Source organism: Pseudomonas sp. HMWF032 (assembly GCF_003060885.1).
In the GTDB taxonomy this organism is placed as follows: Bacteria; Pseudomonadota; Gammaproteobacteria; order Pseudomonadales; family Pseudomonadaceae; genus Aquipseudomonas.
This window is the reverse complement of sequence record NZ_QAIG01000012.1, coordinates 183,885-203,018: the sequence shown is the minus strand read 5'-3', so window position 1 is coordinate 203,018 and position 19,134 is coordinate 183,885. Positions and strand designations below refer to the sequence as shown.

At 60.2% G+C, this 19,134-nt stretch carries 15 protein-coding genes and 4 tRNA genes; 4 read left to right on the top strand and 15 right to left on the bottom strand.

The features are described from left to right. Nucleotides 1-52: 52 nt before the first annotated feature. The 4 genes from asd to leuC are packed head-to-tail and all read right to left on the bottom strand — an operon-like array spanning nt 53 to nt 4,440. Nucleotides 53-1,165 (bottom strand): aspartate-semialdehyde dehydrogenase, encoded by a 1,113-nt coding sequence (gene asd, locus DBR00_RS16930; protein ID WP_069521323.1) that lies wholly within the window; start codon nt 1,163-1,165, stop codon nt 53-55. A 54-nt stretch (nt 1,166-1,219) separates the two neighbouring features. After that, complete coding sequence (leuB, locus tag DBR00_RS16925) at nt 1,220-2,302, bottom strand: 3-isopropylmalate dehydrogenase (RefSeq protein WP_108489081.1); 1,083 nt, start codon at nt 2,300-2,302, stop codon at nt 1,220-1,222. A 51-nt stretch (nt 2,303-2,353) separates the two neighbouring features. Beyond that, nucleotides 2,354-3,001, bottom strand: coding sequence for a 3-isopropylmalate dehydratase small subunit (leuD, locus tag DBR00_RS16920; RefSeq protein ID WP_108489080.1), 648 nt, complete (start codon nt 2,999-3,001; stop codon nt 2,354-2,356). 11 nt (nt 3,002-3,012) lie between these two features. Beyond that, the gene (gene leuC / locus DBR00_RS16915) at nt 3,013-4,440 is read right to left on the bottom strand and encodes a 3-isopropylmalate dehydratase large subunit (RefSeq protein WP_108489079.1); all 1,428 of its coding nucleotides are present in this window, start codon (nt 4,438-4,440) and stop codon (nt 3,013-3,015) included. Between the two features lie 181 nt (nt 4,441-4,621). On the opposite strand from leuC, the gene DBR00_RS16910 reads away from it, so the two are divergent. Both DBR00_RS16910 and DBR00_RS16905 read left to right on the top strand, forming a co-directional pair. Next, entirely contained in the window at nt 4,622-5,515 is an 894-nt protein-coding gene (locus tag DBR00_RS16910; protein ID WP_108489078.1) for a LysR family transcriptional regulator, read from the top strand. A gap of 103 nt (nt 5,516-5,618) precedes the next feature. Then, nucleotides 5,619-8,918 carry a PAS domain S-box protein gene (locus tag DBR00_RS16905; protein WP_108489077.1) on the top strand — a complete coding sequence of 1,100 codons (3,300 nt, stop codon included), beginning with the start codon at nt 5,619-5,621 and terminating at the stop codon, nt 8,916-8,918. A 47-nt stretch (nt 8,919-8,965) separates the two neighbouring features. Here DBR00_RS16905 and DBR00_RS16900 read toward each other — a convergent pair whose 3' ends face one another. The 6 genes from DBR00_RS16900 to DBR00_RS16875 all read right to left on the bottom strand — a co-directional run bounded on the left by DBR00_RS16900 (nt 8,966) and on the right by DBR00_RS16875 (nt 14,379). Next, nucleotides 8,966-9,409 carry an Hsp20 family protein gene (locus tag DBR00_RS16900; RefSeq protein ID WP_108489076.1) on the bottom strand — a complete coding sequence of 148 codons (444 nt, stop codon included), beginning with the start codon at nt 9,407-9,409 and terminating at the stop codon, nt 8,966-8,968. A gap of 151 nt (nt 9,410-9,560) precedes the next feature. Next, entirely contained in the window at nt 9,561-10,541 is a 981-nt protein-coding gene (locus DBR00_RS16895; protein ID WP_108489075.1) for a tRNA-dihydrouridine synthase, read from the bottom strand. Nucleotides 10,542-10,656: 115 nt separating this feature from the next. Further along, nucleotides 10,657-11,106 carry a thioesterase family protein gene (locus tag DBR00_RS16890; RefSeq protein WP_108489074.1) on the bottom strand — a complete coding sequence of 150 codons (450 nt, stop codon included), beginning with the start codon at nt 11,104-11,106 and terminating at the stop codon, nt 10,657-10,659. Further along, a complete protein-coding gene (locus tag DBR00_RS16885; protein WP_108489073.1) occupies nt 11,103-11,753 on the bottom strand; it encodes a bifunctional 4-hydroxy-2-oxoglutarate aldolase/2-dehydro-3-deoxy-phosphogluconate aldolase in 651 nt (216 codons plus the stop codon). Before DBR00_RS16885 ends, DBR00_RS16890 begins: the two co-directional genes overlap by 4 nt. Nucleotides 11,754-11,788: 35 nt before the next feature. After that, the gene (edd, locus tag DBR00_RS16880) at nt 11,789-13,597 is read right to left on the bottom strand and encodes a phosphogluconate dehydratase (protein ID WP_218276634.1); all 1,809 of its coding nucleotides are present in this window, start codon (nt 13,595-13,597) and stop codon (nt 11,789-11,791) included. Between the two features lie 101 nt (nt 13,598-13,698). Continuing rightward, entirely contained in the window at nt 13,699-14,379 is a 681-nt protein-coding gene (locus DBR00_RS16875) for a 6-phosphogluconolactonase (protein WP_108489071.1), read from the bottom strand. A gap of 93 nt (nt 14,380-14,472) precedes the next feature. Between DBR00_RS16875 and DBR00_RS16870 the strand changes: the two genes are divergently transcribed. Beyond that, a complete protein-coding gene (locus DBR00_RS16870; protein WP_256583059.1) occupies nt 14,473-16,332 on the top strand; it encodes a GGDEF domain-containing protein in 1,860 nt (619 codons plus the stop codon). A 134-nt stretch (nt 16,333-16,466) separates the two neighbouring features. Here the strand turns inward: DBR00_RS16870 and DBR00_RS16865 are convergent. From DBR00_RS16865 to gltX, 5 genes are all read right to left on the bottom strand, one after another. After that, nucleotides 16,467-16,542: transfer RNA gene (locus DBR00_RS16865), tRNA-Glu, on the bottom strand. A 64-nt stretch (nt 16,543-16,606) separates the two neighbouring features. Then, nucleotides 16,607-16,682 (bottom strand) — tRNA-Ala (locus DBR00_RS16860). 51 nt (nt 16,683-16,733) lie between these two features. Then, nucleotides 16,734-16,809 (bottom strand) — tRNA-Glu (locus DBR00_RS16855). Nucleotides 16,810-16,872: 63 nt separating this feature from the next. Continuing rightward, nucleotides 16,873-16,948, bottom strand: a tRNA-Ala gene (locus DBR00_RS16850). A gap of 145 nt (nt 16,949-17,093) precedes the next feature. After that, complete coding sequence (gene gltX / locus DBR00_RS16845) at nt 17,094-18,575, bottom strand: glutamate--tRNA ligase (protein ID WP_108489069.1); 1,482 nt, start codon at nt 18,573-18,575, stop codon at nt 17,094-17,096. A 245-nt stretch (nt 18,576-18,820) separates the two neighbouring features. Between gltX and DBR00_RS21180 the strand changes: the two genes are divergently transcribed. Continuing rightward, on the top strand, nt 18,821-19,134 hold a 314-nt coding region (locus DBR00_RS21180), incomplete at its 3' end, for an EamA family transporter (protein WP_256583058.1).

Sequence of the window (19,134 nt, the reverse complement as noted above, 5' to 3'; positions counted from 1 at the left end):
CCCAACAGCCCGCCCCTTTCAGACAGCCCGTTTATGTATCAGCGCCGCGCGATCAACGCTCCAGCAGGATACGCAGCATACGCCGCAGCGGCTCCGCAGCGCCCCACAGCAGTTGGTCGCCGACGGTGAACGCGCCAAGGTACTGCGAGCCCATGTTGAGTTTGCGCAGACGACCAACCGGTACACTCAGGGTGCCCGTCACGGCAGTAGGGCCCAACTCGCGGATGCTTGCTTCACGCTGGTTAGGCACCAGTTTGACCCAAGGGTTGTGCTGACTGATCAGGCCTTCGATGTCCGACAGCGGCACATCCTTGTTCAGCTTGATGGTCAGAGCCTGGCTGTGGCAACGCATGGCACCGATGCGCACGCACAGGCCATCGACCGGGATCGGGTTCTTGAAGCGACCAAGGATCTTGTTGGTTTCCGCCTGCCCTTTCCACTCTTCACGGCTCTGGCCGTTCGGCAGCTCCTTGTCGATGTAGGGAATCAGGCTACCCGCCAGCGGCACACCAAAGTTATCCACCGGGAAGGACTCGCCGCGCATGGCTTCGGCCACTTTGCGGTCAATATCCAGAATGGCGCTGGCTGGGTCGGCCAGCTCATCGGCTACCGAGGCGTTGATAGCGCCCATTTGCTTGATCAGCTCACGCATATTCTGCGCGCCGGCGCCGGAGGCGGCCTGATAGGTCATGGCGCTCATCCACTCGACCAGGCCAGCCTCGTAAAGACCACCCAGCGCCATCAGCATCAGGCTGACAGTGCAGTTGCCACCGATATAGTTCTTGGTGCCGGCATCCAGTTGTTGGTCGATGACTTTGCGGTTGACCGGGTCCAGCACGATAACCGAGCTGTCGTCCATGCGCAGCGACGAGGCGGCATCGATCCAGTAGCCCTGCCAGCCGGCTTCGCGCAGCTTGGGGAACACTTCGCTGGTGTAGTCGCCACCTTGGCAGGTGAGAATCACGTCCAGGCTTTTCAGCTCATCGATGCTGTAGGCGTCCTTCAAAGGCGCCGTTTCCTTGCCAATCGCCGGACCTTGGCCGCCGACATTGGAGGTGGTGAAGAACACTGGCTCGATCAAGTCGAAATCCTGTTCTTCCAGCATGCGTTGCATCAGCACGGAACCGACCATGCCGCGCCAACCGATCAGACCTACACGTTTCATAACCACTACACCTATATAAGCTGACCACCGGAGACCTCCGGCGGGCCAGGAAGATTACAGACTGCGCAGCGCTTCGACTACCGCATCACCCATTGCCGCCGTGCCGACCTTGGTCGTACCCGCGCTGTAGATGTCACCAGTACGCAAGCCTTGATCGAGCACCTTGCTGACGGCTAACTCGATGGCATCTGCGGCGGCCACTTGACCAAAGCTGTAACGCAGCATCATGGACACGGACAGGATGGTCGCCAACGGGTTAGCAATGCCTTGGCCCGCGATATCTGGCGCGCTGCCATGGCACGGTTCGTACATGCCCTTGTTGTTGGCGTCCAGAGACGCCGACGGCAGCATGCCGATGGAGCCAGTGAGCATGGAGGCTTCATCGGAAAGAATGTCGCCAAACATGTTGTCGGTGACCATCACGTCGAACTGCTTCGGCGCACGCACCAGCTGCATCGCCGCGTTGTCGACGTACATATGACTGAGCTCGACGTCGGGATAATCCTTGGCCACTTCAATAACCACGGCGCGCCAGAGTTGGCTGGAGGCCAGCACGTTGGCCTTGTCCACCGAGCAGAGCTTCTTGCCTCGTACACGGGCCATGTCGAAACCGACGCGGGCGATACGGCGGATTTCGCTTTCGCTGTACGGCAGGGTGTCGTAGGCCATGCGCTCGCCGTTTTCCAGCACCTTGCTCTCGCGCGGCTGGCCGAAGTAGATACCGCCGGTCAACTCACGGACGATGAGGATATCCAGACCGGCAACGATTTCGCGCTTGAGGCTGGAAGCATCGGCCAGCTGTGGGTAGAGAATCGCCGGACGCAGATTGCCGAACAGCCCCAGCTTCGAGCGAATTTTCAGCAGGCCACGCTCTGGGCGAATCGCCGGGTCGATGGTGTCCCATTTCGGGCCGCCCACCGCGCCGAGCAAAATGGCATCCGCAGCTTTAGCGCGCTCCAGGGTTTCGTCAGCCAGCGGCACGCCGTAACGGTCGATAGCCGCGCCACCGAGATCATCGAAACTCAGCTCGAAACCCAGGTTGTACTTGTCGTTGGCCAGGTTCAGCACCTTGACCGCTTCGGCCATGATTTCCGGGCCGATACCGTCACCGGGGAGAATCAGAATCTGCTTGGACATGCTTTTTCTCAACTCATTAATCGGCGAGTGACGAATGCACTCGCCCGCTGATTACTTGATGGCACCGAACAGCCAGGGGCTGCGCTGCTGATAGGTGGTTTCAAAGGTCTTGATCGCGTCACTGTCCTGCAGGGTCAGGCCGATATCGTCCAGACCATTGAGCAGGCAGTGTTTGCGGAAGGCATCGACCTCAAAGTTGTACTGCACGCCATCCGGACGGGTCACGGTTTGCGCGGCCAGGTCGACGGTCAGTTGATAGCCGACGGTGGCTTCGGCCTGCTGAAACAGCGCATCGACCTCGTCTTCCGTGAGGATGATCGGCAGCAAGCCGTTCTTGAAGCTGTTGTTGAAGAAGATATCGGCAAAGCTTGGCGCGATGATGGTGCGGAAACCGTACTCTTCCAATGCCCAAGGCGCATGCTCGCGGCTCGACCCGCAACCGAAATTCTCCCGCGCCAACAGCACGCTGGCACCTTGATAACGCGCGAAGTTCAGCACGAACTCCTCATTCACCGGGCGCTTGGAGTTGTCCTGATTGGGCTGACCAACATCGTGGTAGCGCCACTCATCGAACAGGTTCGGGCCGAAGCCAGTGCGCTTGATCGACTTCAAGAACTGCTTGGGGATGATCTGGTCAGTATCGACGTTGGCGCGATCGAGCGGTGCAACCAGGCCGGTGTGTTGGGTAAAGGCTTTCATCTGTGTAGTCCTCAGGCCTGGATCAATTCGCGCACATCGATAAAGCGGCCGGTCACCGCCGCCGCCGCCGCCATAGCCGGGCTGACCAGGTGCGTACGCCCACCCGCGCCCTGACGGCCCTCGAAGTTGCGGTTGGAGGTGGAGGCGCAATGCTCGCCACTGCCGAGCTTGTCCGGATTCATCGCCAGGCACATGGAGCAGCCCGGCTCACGCCATTCAAAACCGGCCTCGATAAAGATTTTGTCCAGTCCTTCTTGCTCCGCCTGCGCCTTGACCAGACCGGAGCCAGGCACCACCAGCGCTTGCTTGATGCTGCTGGCAACCTTACGGCCCTTGGCCACTTCAGCGGCAGCGCGCAGGTCTTCAATACGCGAGTTGGTGCAGGAACCGATAAATACGCGATCCAGCTGGATATCAGTGATCGCCTGATTGGCTTGCAAGCCCATGTATTTCAGCGCGCGGATGATCGAGTCCTTCTTCACCGGATCGCTCTCAGCAGCCGGGTCCGGCACGTTCTGATCCACCGCCAGGACCATTTCCGGCGAAGTGCCCCAGCTGACCTGTGGCCTGATGTCTTCAGCGCTCAGTTCGACCACGCTGTCGAATACTGCATCCGCATCGGAAACCAGGCCCTGCCACTGCGCCACAGCCTTGTCCCAGTCCGCGCCTTTGGGCGCGAATGGACGGCCTTCGACGTAGGCGATGGTCTTCTCATCCACTGCCACCAGGCCGACACGGGCACCGGCTTCGATGGACATGTTGCAGATGGTCATGCGCCCTTCCAGCGACAGATCGCGGATTGCGCTGCCAGCGAACTCCAACGCATGGCCGTTACCGCCGGCGGTACCGATCTTGCCGATTACGGCGAGCACGATGTCCTTGGCGGTGACACCAAACGGCAGCTTGCCTTCGACGCGCACCTGCATGTTCTTCATTTTCTTGGCCACCAGACATTGGGTGGCGAGCACGTGCTCGACCTCGGAGGTGCCGATGCCGTGGGCCAGCGCACCGAAGGCGCCATGGGTGGAGGTGTGCGAGTCACCGCAAACCACGGTCATACCCGGCAGGGTGGCGCCCTGCTCCGGGCCGACCACGTGGACAATGCCCTGACGCACGTCGTTCATCTTGAATTCGAGAATGCCGAAGTCATCGCAGTTCTCGTCCAAGGTCTGTACCTGGATACGCGACACTTCATCGGCAATGGCCTCCAAACCGCCTTGGCGCTCAGCCTTGGTGGTGGGCACGTTGTGATCCGGGGTGGCAATGTTGGCATCGATGCGCCACGGCTTGCGCCCCGCCAGGCGCAGCCCTTCAAAGGCCTGCGGCGAGGTCACTTCATGGAGGATATGCCGGTCGATGTAGATCAGCGACGAGCCATCGTCGCGACGCTTCACTTCGTGCATCTCCCAGAGCTTGTCGTACAGCGTTTTGCCGGCCATCAGCTTTCCCTCATCAGCGTCTTTCTATGCATGGGCGAATAGCCCTTTGGCTTATGCGGCAATCCTATGAGCTTGAGTGAAATTACTCAAATTCATATTTTTTATTCAAAGGATTCCAAATAGGAATGCGACTACGGCATGCTGACGCCAATCCACATACTCGCCCGCCAGGACTTGCCACATGGATCTCGCCACACTCAATGCCTTTATCGCCATTGCCGAACTCGGTAGCTTCTCGGAAGCGGCAGAGCGTCTGTTTTTGACCCAGCCGGCCGTGAGCAAACGCATCGCCAGTCTGGAGCAGCAGCTGAGTGTGCGCCTGTTCGATCGCCTGGGCCGCGAGGTCAGCCTGACTGAAGCCGGCCGCGCCCTACTGCCGCGGGCCTACCAAATACTCAACGTACTCGATGATACGCGCCGCGCGCTGACCAACCTGAATGGCGAGATCAGCGGTCGCCTGACCCTGGCCACCAGCCACCACATTGGCCTACACCGCCTGCCACCGCTGCTGCGCGCCTTTACCCGCGCGCACCCGCAGGTGGCCCTGGATATCCAGTTTCTCGACTCCGAGGTGGCCTATGAGGAAGTGCTGCATGGCCGCGCTGAACTGGCGGTGATCACCCTCGCCCCGGAAACCCGCGAACCGGTGCATGCCGTGGCGGTGTGGGACGATCCACTGGATTTCGTCGCCGCCCCCGAGCATCCGCTGGCACGCAGCCAGGCGATCAGCCTGGCCGATGTGGCGCATCACCCGGCGGTATTTCCCGGCGGCAACACCTTTACCCACCACATTGTGCGGCGTCTGTTCGAAGCCCAGGGGCTGACGCCGAATATCGCCATGAGCACCAACTACCTGGAAACCATCAAGATGATGGTGTCCATCGGACTGGCCTGGAGTGTATTGCCACGTACCATGCTCGATGACCAAGTCGCGCGCCTGCCATTACCGGGCATCCAGCTGACCCGTCAGTTGGGCTATATCAGCCATACCGAGCGTACCCTTTCCAACGCTGCACGAGCCTTTATGAACCTGCTGGATGCTCACCGTGATGGCCTTGCAATGGCCAGCGACTAAGGGCTAACGTGGGCTTATAACGATAAGAAAGGTTTCTGCATGACTCTGCCCCGTTGCTCAGCCAGCGACCAGGAAACCCACGCATGCAAAGGAAGCGTTTGTCGTGGCTAAATCCAGTGATCGCCGTCCGCCACTGCCGTTTATCCCGGCACTGGATCCTGCCGAATTCGAAAGCACCTGGAACGATGCGCCACATCTATTGCGAGCGCTCAATGACGCCAAACTGGGTGCTTGGCTCTGGGACATCGAAAGCGGCCGAGTCAGTTGGTCACGGGGAGCCCAGGCCCTGTTCGGCCTCGACCCCAAACAGCCACTGCAAAAACAGATCGACTACATCGAACTGATCCCTGAAGAAGACCGCCCGGCAACTCTCCAACGCTTCGAGCAACTGTTCACCGGCGCCCCCAGCACACGTGCCTTTCGCCATCGTATTCGCTGGCCTGATGGCAGCCTGCATTGGCTGGAGATCAGCGGCAGCCTGCAGCAGGGTGCCGATGGCAAACAGCGGATCATCGGCGTGATCCGTGATATCACCCAACAACAAGCCAGCGAGCAAGCCTTGCGTAGCAGCGAGGAGAAATTCACCCAGGCCTTCAACTATAGCCCTGACGCAGTTGTCATCACCGAAAAGTCCAGCGGACGCTTTATCGAAATCAATGCCGGCTTCGAGCATCAATTCGGCTGGACCAGCGCCCAGACCTTGGGCCGAACCTCTCTGGAGATGGGGATTTGGGCCTGCCTCAAGGACCGTCAACGGATGATGAGTGCCGTGCACAACAACACGCTGAATGGCTTGGAAGTCCCGCTTTATCATCGTGACGGCAGTATTCGCAGAAACCTGTTATTTGGCGGTGAAATCAACCTGGCCGGGGTGCCATGCCTGGTGCTCTCACTGCGTGATATCACTCTGCAACGTCAGCAGGAACAGGCTCTGAAGGACAGCCAGGAACGTCTTGACCTGGCGCTGGACTCGGCTGCATTGGGCACCTGGGACTGGCACATCCCCAGCAACATGCTGTTTGGCTCGGCCCGTGCTTCCAAACTACACGGTCTGAAAGAAGAGCCGTTTCACGACGACTTCCGCAAGTTCTTCAGTTGCATTCCCCTGGCGGATCGCCATGCCATGCGCAAGCACTACCAGGCACTGGCTGAAGGTAGCAGTGAGGCTTATCAGGTCACCTACCGGGCGATCTATGCCAACCAGGAAGTGCACTACCTGGAAAGCACCGCCAAGCTTTACCGTGACGCTCAAGGTCAGCCTGAGCGCATGGCTGGAATCCTTATCGATATCAGTGAGCGGGTGCGCCGCGAACAAAGCCTCGCGGCCTCAGAAACCAAGTTTGCCAGCCTGTTTCAGGCCAGCCCTGATCCTGTCGCACTCACAACGCTGCCGGATGGCTTTGCCATGGAGATCAACTCCAGCTTCAGTCAGACCTTCGGCTGGCAACCTGACGAAGTGGTCGGGCGCAAGATGACCGAGCTCAATCTATGGGCTGACCTGAGCCAGCGCACCCACCTTTATAACAAGTTGCAGCGCGACCAAAGCCTGGACAATGAGGTGGCGGATTTCCTCGACAAACACGGCCAGCTGATTACCTGCGTGGTGTCCTCACGGCCGATCATGCTTAATGAGCAAAGCTGTATCCTCACTACCTTTCGCGACATCAGCGAACGCCAGAAAGCCCAGGCGCAACTGCAAGCCAGCCAGGAAAAGTTCGCCCTGGCATTTCACTCAAGCCCGGACGCCATCACGATTTCCGAGCGCGACAGTGGACGTTACATAGAGGTCAACGAAGGCTTCACCCGCCTGACAGGCTATAAACCCGAAGAAGTGATCGGTCAAAGCGCCATCAACCTCCAGGTATGGGCCGATCTGGCCGAACGCGATCGGATGGTGGACCGACTCAAGCACGATGGTCACGTCTACCACATGGAGATGCGCGGTCGTCATCGGGACGGACGAACCAAGCTGGTTGAAGTATCAGTCGAACCCATCGAACTCAACAACACACCCTGCCTGCTGCTGACTGCACGCGACATCAGCGAGCTGAAGGATGCCCAGGCCCAGGTACAGCACCTGGCTTACCATGACTCGCTGACCAATCTACCCAACCGCGCCCTGCTGATGGATCGACTGACCCAGCAGATCGCCCTGCTCAAACGCCATCAACTGCGCGGCACCTTGCTGTTTCTCGATCTGGATCACTTCAAACACATCAATGACTCGCTCGGTCATCCCGTGGGCGATGCCGTACTCAAACTGGTCACTACACGCCTGCAGTCCAGCGTGCGCCAGGAAGATACGGTGGCCCGCTTAGGGGGCGATGAGTTTGTTGTGCTGATTTCCGGCCTGGAGGGAAATCGCTCAGCGGTGGTCGCCCAAGTACGGAGCATGGCGGAAAAACTACGTCGCTTACTGGCCGAACCCATGCTGCTCGATGGCCATCAGCTGCAGGTCACCCCGAGCATCGGTATCGCGCTGATCCCCGACCATGGCGAAACCCCATCAGACCTGCTCAAGCGCGCCGACATAGCCCTATACCGGGCTAAAGACTCTGGACGCAACTGCATTCAGCTGTTTCGCAACACCATGCAGAAGGCCGCCAGTGAACGCTTGCGCCTGGAGAACGACCTGCGCCTGGCCCAGGCCCGAGGCGAATTCGAACTGTACTTCCAGCCCCAGGTAGACGCACGCAACAACCAGATCATTGGCGCTGAGGCCCTGTTGCGCTGGATTCACCCGACGCTGGGGGCGCAATCACCCGCGATGTTCATCCACATCCTTGAAGAAAGCGGGATGATCCTTGAAGTCGGCGGCTGGGTACTCGCCGAAGCCTGCCACGCCTGCGCCCAGCTGTTGGCGCAGAACAAGCTCAATACTCGACAATTCAGCCTGTGCGTGAACATCAGCCCACGCCAATTCCGCCAACATAATTTTGTTGAGCTGGTAGAAAGCAGCCTGACCAGCAGCCAGCTGCCGCCCAATATGCTCAAACTGGAGATCACCGAAGGTATCGTGATCCAGAACATCGACGACACCATCGCCAAAATGAACCGTCTCAAGCGCCTGGGCGTAACCTTCGCCATGGACGATTTCGGTACAGGCTACAGCTCACTGACCTACCTCAAGCGCTTGCCGGTGGATGTCCTGAAAATTGACCAATCCTTTGTCCGTGACGCCACCCTGGACGCCAACGACGCAGAAATCATCCGCGCCATTGTCGCCATGGCCCGCAGCCTGAAACTGGACATGATTGCCGAGGGGGTCGAACAGATCGAGCAACTGGACTTTCTCCAGCAGCAGGGGTGCCACCACTACCAGGGCTACCTGTTCAGTAAACCGGTACCGCTTGAGCAGTTCCATCAACTGCTGCACGACAACCGCCTGCCCGTGACCCTGTAAACAACAAGGGCACCTCAGCGGTGCCCTTGCTTACCATCGCGAACCGATTAACGCTGCAGTACAGCACCGTTACCAATCGGAATCCGCTTGGCCTTGGCCTCTTCAGGCACGATGCGCACCAGGTCGATATTCAGTAAACCATTCACCAGGCTGGCGGCCTTAACTTCGATATGATCGGCCAGGCGGAACGACAACTTGAAGGCGCGCTGGGCGATGCCCTGGTACAGATAGGTGACATTTTCAGCACTGGCGTCGCGCTTGCCACCGCTGACGGTTAACACACCGCGCTCGACCTGCAGCTCAAGGTCAGCCTCCTGAAAACCCGCGGCCGCAACCACGATGCGGTACTGGTCGTCGGCATATTTCTCGACGTTGTAGGGTGGATAGCTGCTACCCGCGTCGTTGCGCATGGCCGACTCGAACAGATCATTAAACCGGTCGAAGCCAACGGACTGACGGAACAGCGGAGTCATGGAAAATGCAGTGCTCATAAAAAATCTCCTGAGATTCAGCGAGTGAGTAAGCGCAGGACCCGACTTCGGCATCCCACATCACTGAACATGTGGTGACTCAGAAAAATTTCAAGTGCTGCATGTTTTGCACAGCGCCAGAGCGGCAGTACGGACACGGGCTGGCAGATCGTCAAGCACTGGCCTGCTCGACAGGCTCTACCTCGGCACACGGGATACCGAACACGCCATCAATACGCAGGCAATCGTTTTCGCGGCGCAGCAGATTGAACAGCGCGGTGGCTTCGGGGTAGCTACGGGTCAGCATGGCCAACCACTGTTTGAGCCGACCCGGTGCGTAGCGTGGTGACATTTTGCGCCGCGCCTGCAGCCAGAAATCCGCCAGCAGCGGCTGCAGCTCCGCCCAACTCATGGCAACCACGTCCTGCCCGGCCCTGGCAGCGGCAATCTGCCGGGCCAGATCCGGACGCGCCACCAGGCCACGGCCAAGCATGATGTCCTCCACCCCACTGACCTCACGGCAACGCCGCCAGTCATCCAGGGTCCAGATCTCGCCATTGGCAAATACCGGTACTTTCACCGCGTCCTGCACCCGCGCCACCCACTCCCAATGTGCCGGCGGCTTGTAGCCTTCAACCTTGGTCCGCGCGTGCACCACGATCTGCGCCGCGCCGCCCTCGGCCAATGCCTCGGCGCACTCAAGGGCATAGTCCTTGTGATCGAAACCCAGGCGCATTTTCGCCGTGACCGGAATCGCGGCCGGTACCGCGCGACGCACTTCGCGGACGATGGCGTGGAGCAGCTCGGGTTCCTTGAGCAATACCGCACCACCACGGGACTTGTTCACCGTCTTGGCCGGGCAGCCGAAGTTGAGGTCGATCACCGGCGCGCCAAGGGTGCAGGCAAACGCCGCGTTATCTGCCAGGCAGGCTGGATCGGAGCCGAGGAACTGCACGCGCAGCGGCGTGCCGGCGGCCGTTTGCGCGCCGCTGAACAATTCAGGCGCGAGCTTCTCATAGGTGCTGACGGGCAAGACCCGCTCGGTCACCCGGATAAATTCCGTCACGCACCAATCGATGCCACCCACCTGAGTGAGCACATCGCGAAGGATTTCGTCGACCAACCCTTCCATCGGGGCCAGGGCGATTTGCATAGGCAGTCTCTTGAAGATGCTGTGCCGCGCGTAAGCTAAAGGCCGCAGGAAGAAAAACGCCGCGTAGTGTACGCGGCGGGGTGGTGAAACGCTCAGGCATTAGCCCAACGGTGCATCACAGCTCCATGGGAAAAGGTGGCTGCAAGGCCGCGCCATAACCCTCAACAAACTCTGGCGGCATGCGCTTGGGCTTACCGCTGGACAGTTCGATGCAGACAAAAGTGGTTTTCGCCCGCAACAGGGTCACGCCGTCTTCCGGACGAATCAACTGGAAGCGCCGGTCCATCTTCAAGCGCTGGTCGGACTCGACAATCCAGGTGGCCATCTGCAGCTGCTGGTCTTCGTAGGCGCTGGCCAGGTAGTCGATCTCATGGCGCAGCACCGCCATGGCGCGGTCGAGGCGGCGATACTCAGCCAGGTCCAGCCCCAGAAACTGCGAATGGCGCCAGGCGCAGCGCTCCAACCAGCTGACATAGACCGCATTATTGGCATGGCCAAGGCCGTCGATGTCCTCGGCCGTCACCTGAATATCAATGACAAAGGGATTGCTCAGTTCCCAACTCATGTCGACTGCTCCAAGCTACCGGCCAAGGCGCGCGCCTCGGCGGCCAACTGGGTGATCTGATCCCAGGCACGTGCGCGCACCAGGTTACTTGGCGCGATCCAGGTGCCGCCGACACAGGCCACGTTGGGCAAGCGCAGGAAGCCCAACAGGTTATCCGGGGTTACCCCGCCGGTTGGGCAGAAGCGAATACCGGTAAACGGGCCTTTGAAGCTCTTGAGCATCTTGATGCTGGTGGCGCCATCGGCCGGAAACAGCTTGAGCGAGCGGTAGCCGTATTCCAGTGCCAGCAGCACCTCGGACGGCGTCATCACCCCCGGCAAATAAGGTAGGCCGGAGTCTTCCGCCGCAGCGGCCAGGCGCTCGGTGCAACCCGGGCTGACGGCGAATTGCGCGCCGGCGTCGCGGGCCTCGCTAAACTGTTCGGCATGAATCAGGGTGCCGGCGCCCACCAGCAGATCCGGCAACTCCTTGCGCATCGCCGCCAGCGCATCCAGCGCGCCGGGGGTGCGCAGGGTCACTTCCAGCACACGAATGCCGCCGGTGTGCAGCGCGCGGGCCAGGTCCAGCGCCAGGCTGATATCGTCGATCACCAACACCGGCAATACCGGGCGGGCCTGTTGCAGCACCACATCCATCGTCAGGCTCATGCCTTGCTCCCCGCTCTCAAATTCAATCGTCGCGTTCAGTCTTCAAACAGGCTGCTGGCGCCCTGCTCAGCCGAGCCGACCAGGCGGCGCTGCGCGGCGAACATTTCCAGACCATACCCCAGTTCAAGCTCGGCACTGGCAGACGCCAATGGCCGTGCGGCCAGTTGTTGCTCGCTCAGTTCGACCTGTAGCAATCCGTTTTGCGCATCCAGCACCAGCCAGTCACCGTCCTGCAACCGCGCCAAGGGGCCGCCGGCAGCGGCTTCCGGGGTTACATGCAAGGCGGTGGAAACCTGCCCCGAAGCCCCGGACATCCGCCCATCGGTAATCAGCGCGACGCGCTGGCCGGCTTGCTGCAGATTGGCCAGCAGCGGCATCAACTTGTGCAGTTCGGGCATACCATTGGCTTGTGGGCCTTGGAAGCGCACCACCAGCACCAGGTCACCTTGCAGCTCGCCGGCACTGTAGGCCGCCTGCACAGCCGCTTCCGAATCGAAGATGCGCGCCTGGGCGCGAATGTGCCAGAACGCCGGATTCACCGCCGAGGTTTTTAGAATGGCGCGTCCCAGGTTACCCGCCAGCAATACCAGCCCGCCCTCCTCGGCAAACGGCTCGGCCACGTGCCGGACAATATCCGGAGCCGGGCTTTGCGCCGGCAGCTCGCGCCAGACCAGACGATCACCCTCCAGCCAGGGCTCGCGGGTATAGGCACGCAAGCCATGCCCGGCAGCGGTGGCAACATCGTCATGCAACAAGCCAGCACCGAGGAGCTCACGCAGCAACCAGGCCGGCCCACCGGCGGCCTGAAACTGATTCACGTCCGCCGCGCCATTCGGATACACCCGCGCCAACAGCGGCACCACCTTGGACAACGCGGCGAAATCATCCCAGCTCAGTTCAAAACCCGCCGCTCGGGCAATGGCCGGCAGGTGCAGGGTATGGTTCGTCGAGCCGCCGCTGGCGAGCAAGGCCACTACCGCGTTGATCAGCACCCGCGCATCAATCTGCTGGCCGACCGGCAGATAGCGCTCGCCCTGGCGGCTGTTGTGTGCGACAAGACGCGCAGCCTCATCAGTCATGGCATCGCGCAGCGGCGTGTAGGGATGGACAAAGGCGCTGCCCGGCACGTGCAGGCCCATGGCTTCCATCAGCAGTTGATTGGTATTGGCCGTGCCGTAGAAGGTGCAAGTGCCCGCCTGGTGGTAGGCAGCCAGCTCGGCGGCCAGCAGCTCATCACGACTGGCCTCGCCACGGGCGTAGCGCTGGCGGACGGCGGCTTTTTCCTTGTTCGGCAGCCCCGACTGCATGGGCCCGGCCGGCACGAATACGGCCGGCAGATGACCGAAATGCAGCGCGCCGATCAGCAGGCCGGGGACGATCTTGTCGCACACCCCCAAATACAGCGCGCCATCGAAAATACCGTGGGTCAAGCCGATGGCAGCAGCCTGAGCAATCAGGTCGCGGGAGAACAGTGACAGCTGCATGCCGCCTTCGCCCTGGGTAATGCCATCGCACATGGCCGGCACCCCAGCCGCGAACTGCGAGGTTGCACCGGCCTTGGCCAGCGCCACTTTCAGACGTTCGGGATAGTCCCTGAGCGGCGCATGGGCCGAAAGCAGGTCGTTGTAGCTGGAAATGATCGCCACATGCGGTGAACCACCCTGCTTCATGATCAGGCGCACGTCATCAGGCTGGGCAGCCAGGGCATGGGCCAGGTTGGAGCAACCCAGGGTCTGATGTGCGGCCCGCGCGGCCGCCTGGGTCAAGCGCTGTAAATAGCGCTCCCGGCGTTTGGCAGAACGCTTTTCCAGTGCTGCGGTCACCTGCTCAACAACCGGATGCAACATGGCTACTCCCTTTCTCGGCGAGGTACAGGCCTGCAGTGTAACGGCTTAGCGCCTGTTTTAACGCAGCCGGCCTATATGCAGCAGACCTCAACATGCTCTCAGGGTGCCCAGTAGATATGTACTGGCAACGGACTGCGCTGCAGCCAGGCATACAGTGGCAACTCTCGAGCCGAAGATTGATCGGCCAGCACGGCATCAATCAGCTCGCGCTTGCGCTCGCCGAACGCTAGCAAACCGAGCCACTGGCCACGCTGCAGCATCGCCAGGTTCAGCGACAACCGCTCACGCGGCTCTTGCGGCGCCAGGGCCGGCAAAGCTGCAGGCTCGGCTTGCGGATCGAGCGCGCCAGCCAGGCCAGGCATGCCGGGAAACAGCGAGGCGATATGGCCGTCTTCCCCCATACCCAGCAGCACTGCGCCAAACGGCAGCCACTGCGCCAACTGTTCGCCCCAGCTCAATGCGGATAGCTCCAGTGTCGCGCCCTGGCGCGGATCCAGACAATTGGCCTGCGGTAACCCTTGCCGTAACAACTGCCAGTTACTCTCGGCCGCCTGCGCCGGCACCCAGCGCTCATCACTGGGGCTAAGGTGAATGCACTGACTGCCCAGCTGCTGCGCCAGCAAGGGCAACAGAGCCTGCGGGCTACTGCCGCCGGGCAGGATCATCCCAACACGGGGCTGCTGCGCTAGCGTGGCCTGAATCTGCGCCAACAGATCAGCGGCCAGCGCATGCAGGCAAGCATCGCGCTGAGCGTGGCAATACAGCAAATTTTGGCTCATAAGCAACCCCGGCTAAGCTATCGGTATGTCATAAGGCCGAGCAATAATGCAGCGTTGCTGAACCTGCTAACACCTTGCCACGGAAAGCCTGTTTTGACTGCGTTACTGCGCCTACTACTGCTGTTACTGCCCACATTGGGACACGCCGCCACCTTGCCATTGCAGGCCAGCGAAACGCCGATCCTGCCTGGCCCGGCCATGCACGTCTGGGCTGACCCCCTGGGCCAGGCAGACATCCACAGCGTGCGCCAGCTACCGGCGACCGCCTGGCAACCAGTGGCTCGCCGCGACGCCAGCTTTGGCTACAGCAAGCATGCTTACTGGCTGCGCCTGAACCTGCACAATCCATCCGACACGCCAATCAACTGGATCTTGCTAATCGGCAATCCACTACTCGATACCCTGGACGCTTATGGGCTGGATGGTGAACGGGTGTACGAAGCTGGAGACCAACGGCCTTTTCATCAACGCTGGATTAATCACCGGCAGCTGGCGTTGCCCTTTAGCCTGAACGCCGGTGAGGAACGGCAACTGTTTCTGCGCATGCAAACCGATGGTTCAGCCAACCTCAGCGCCAGTTTGATGAGTGCTGAAGCATTCAACCATCACGAGCAGCGCATGTTGCTGCTGCAAGGGCTGTTCTTCGGCGCTCTGCTGGTGATGATCATCTATAACCTGTCGATCTTCATCATCACCCATGACCGCAACTACCTGTGGTACAGCCTGTTTGTCGCCAGCTTCAGTCTGTATCAGTTCATCCAGCTGGGCTTTGCCCTGCAATGGCTATGGCCAGAGTCGCTGGCCTGGCATCAGCGCAGTTTTCCATTCAGTTCGGCACTGGCCACCTTCTTCGGCATTCTGTTCACCCATGGTGTACTTGACCTGAAGAGTAGGCATCACGCCTATACCTGGATCTGCCGCCTACTGCTCGGCGCCAGCCTGCTGGTCATGCTGCTGGCACTCTCGGGCCCCTATAGCGTGGCCCTCATCGGCAGTTTTGCGCTGCTGCTCGCTTGCGCCGTATTCGGCGGGATTTTCACGACACTGCGCTGGCGTGACGGTTACCCACCCGCCAAGCTCTTTGCACTGGGCTGGTCGATGCTGATCATCGCCAGCCTGTTCAGCGTCATCAGCGGTACCGGCCTTATCGCCAACTCCCTGCTCACCCTGCATGCCCAGCAGATCGGCAGCCTGCTTGAACTGGTGATTTTCTCAATCGCCCTCGGCTTACGCATACGACTGATCCAACGTGCCGAGAAAGTCGCCCAAGCCAAACTGCTGGCCAACGCACATCAACTACGCCAGGAACAAGCCAAGAGCCTTGAGCTGCAACAACAGATCAACGGAGGGCTGGAGGCACGTGTAAAGGAACGCACTGCATCGCTGCAACAAGCCCTGCAGGAACTCTCCATGGCCAACCAACAACTGGCTGAACTGAGCCGGCATGACAACCTGACCGGCCTTTTCAATCGACAGGTGTTGAATGAAGAACTTGAACGCATGCTGGCACAGGCCAAACGCAGCCAGCAGCCGCTAGCAGTGCTGATGATGGATCTGGACCACTTCAAGAGGGTCAATGACGCCTACGGCCATCTGGTCGGTGATGCCTGCCTGCAACATGCCGCGCAACGCATGCTGCAGCGCATGCGCCGTAATGACCTGCTGGTCCGTTTTGGTGGAGAAGAATTTGCTGCAGTGCTCTGTGATACGACGACTGACGGAGCCATTGATCTTGCCGAGGAACTACGTGAAGACGTGGCCAGCCACCCCTGTGTCCATCAGGACCTTAACGTTGAACTCAGCTTGAGCATTGGCGTGTATGCGCTCACGCCCGAGGCTGATTGCGACCGCGAACAATTGCTTAGAAACGCCGACAAGGCGCTCTATCGCGCCAAGGCAAATGGCCGCAACCGCGTGGAAAGCTACCAGCCGGAAAAACCGGAAGAGGGTTGACCCACCACAGAAAGAACCGCAAAAGTTGCGGGCATCAATCCCGCGCCCACTGCGCAGATAATTTTCAGCGGCTGAAAAACAAAAGGGCCATTCAGTAATGAATGACCCTTAAAGTCCCGCAGAGCGGGTAAAAATGGCGTCCCCTAGGGGACTCGAACCCCTGTTACCGCCGTGAAAGGGCGGTGTCCTAGGCCACTAGACGAAGGGGACGAAACCTTCGAAGAACAAGGCCAGCTTTACGCTGGCCCCGTGGCAGTTGTAACTACTGCAAAATTGGTGGAGATAAACGGGATCGAACCGTTGACCTCTTGCATGCCATGCAAGCGCTCTCCCAGCTGAGCTATACCCCCAGATTTATCGCCTCTCGGCTCACAGCCCAAACCGGCGCTGCTTTTTGAAACTGGCGTCCCCTAGGGGACTCGAACCCCTGTTACCGCCGTGAAAGGGCGGTGTCCTAGGCCACTAGACGAAGGGGACGTAACCCTTCTACAAACAACCAGCTTCAAGAGCTGATTGTGGCAAGCCTTGCGGCTTTGAAGATGGTGGAGCTAAACGGGATCGAACCGTTGACCTCTTGCATGCCATGCAAGCGCTCTCCCAGCTGAGCTATAGCCCCATCTCAAGGACGGGGCGCATGTTAAGAGTACGCCCCACACCTGTCAACAAAATTTTTACCGCATCAGCATTCTTTATGCTGACAGAACAACCACTTACCCCATCCCGGCGCGCCAAAACGACGGCCGGACGGGGTATTCAGCTGCTTAGGCAATAGCTGCCAGCAGCTTCTCCCACTCTTTGTTCTCTTTCTTCGATACGCCACCGAGCAGCTCGATGGCCTGACGCAGGCGGAAGCGCGTCAGGTCCGGACCGAGAATCTCCATGGCATCAAGCACCGACACCGAACTGGCTTGGCCGGTTACAGCGGCAAACATCAGCGGCATGGCGTCGCGCAGCTTCAGTTCCAGGTGCTCAACCACCGCCTGGATGCAGCCGGTGATCTTGTCTTTTTCCCACTGACGCAGCGCTTCAAGCTTCCACAGGATCAACTGCATCAGCTGACGCACCTGCTCGACAGAGAGCTTTTTGTGCTCGAACAGCGCGGCATCCGGTGCCACCCCGCCGGCGAAAAAGAAGCTGGCCAATGGTGCGATCTGGCTAAAGGTTTCCACCCGACCCTGCACATGCGGGGCGATCTGCATCAGGTACTTGCTGTTGAACGCCCACTTCTGCGCGCCAGCGGCGAACTCTTCGACGCTCAATTCACGCATCCACTGACCGTTAAGCCAGGACAGCTTCTCCAGGTCGAAGATCGGCCCACCGAGGGACACACGATTGATGTCGAAATGCTCGACCATCTCGTCGAGGCTGAACTTCTCGCGCTCGTCCGGCATCGACCAGCCCATGCGGCCGAGGTAGTTGAGCATGGCCTGCGGCAGAAAGCCCATACGCTCGTAGAAGGTGATCGAGGTCGGGTTCTTACGCTTGGACAGCTTGCTCTTGTCCGGGTTACGCAGCAGTGGCATGTAGCACAGCTGCGGCTTGTCCCAACCGAAGTATTCATAAAGCAGGATGAGTTTGGGCGCCGACGGCAGCCATTCTTCACCACGCAGCACGTGAGTGATACCCATCAGGTGATCGTCAACCACGTTGGCCAGGAAGTAGGTCGGCAGGCCATCGGTCTTCATCAGCACCTGCATGTCCATGCGATCCCACGGGATCTCGACCTCGCCACGCAGCATGTCCGGCACCACGCACACGCCCTCGGTCGGCACTTTCATGCGCACCACATTCGGCTCGTCAGCGGCCAAGCGCTGTTGCACTTCGTCAGCAGGCAGGTGCATGCAATGGCCGTCGTAACGTGGCGTCTGCTTGGCTTCCATCTGCTCGGCACGCACCTTGTCCAGGCGTTCGGCGCTGCAGAAGCAGTGGAAGGCATGGCCCTTCTCCACCAGCTCGGCGCTGTATTTCTGGTAGATATGTCCACGCTCGCTCTGCCGATACGGGCCGTGCGGGCCGCCGACGTCAGGGCCTTCACTCCACTCGATGCCCAGCCAGCGCAGGGCGTCGTAAATCTGTTGTTCCGATTCTCGGGTCGAGCGCACCTGGTCGGTATCTTCGATACGCAGGATAAATTCGCCACCGTGCTGACGGGCAAAGCACAGGTTGAACAGGGCGATATAGGCGGTGCCTACGTGCGGATCACCAGTGGGCGACGGCGCGATACGGGTACGAACGGTGGTCATGGCGGCTCTCAGAGAATGTGCAACGGGCAATCTTTCAAGGCCACGATATTAACAGGCTGGTAGCCGCCGGCTCCAGCCAGCACGGCTATTTCAGCTGCGCCCGCGCCCGCCGAGGGCTAACGCTTTATCCTGTAGTGCGCAGCAGGCTGGACAACAACGTCAGCGCGCTTAGACTGGCGCCCTCTACTGCGGGCCCCGCAGCTTTTCCCGCCACCTGCCCTGCCGACTTGCCAACTCAGATCACCATGTCCACACCATCACGCACCCGCAGCCTGCTGCTGATTGTCGCCTTTGCCACGCTCTATATCGGCTGGGGCACCACCTACCTGGCCAACCACTTTCTCCTACTGGAAGTGCCGCCGTTCGTCATCGGCAGCCTGCGCTTCTCGATTGCCGGCCTGCTCGCGCTGGCCTGGGTACTGCTCAGCGGTCAACTGCACATGCAGCGCAGTGACTGGGGCGGCGTACTGATTGGCAGCCTGGCCTTGATTGCGGTCGGCCAGGGGGCGCTGATCTACGCCAACCAGTATTTGCCGACCGGCATGCTGGCGATGCTCTA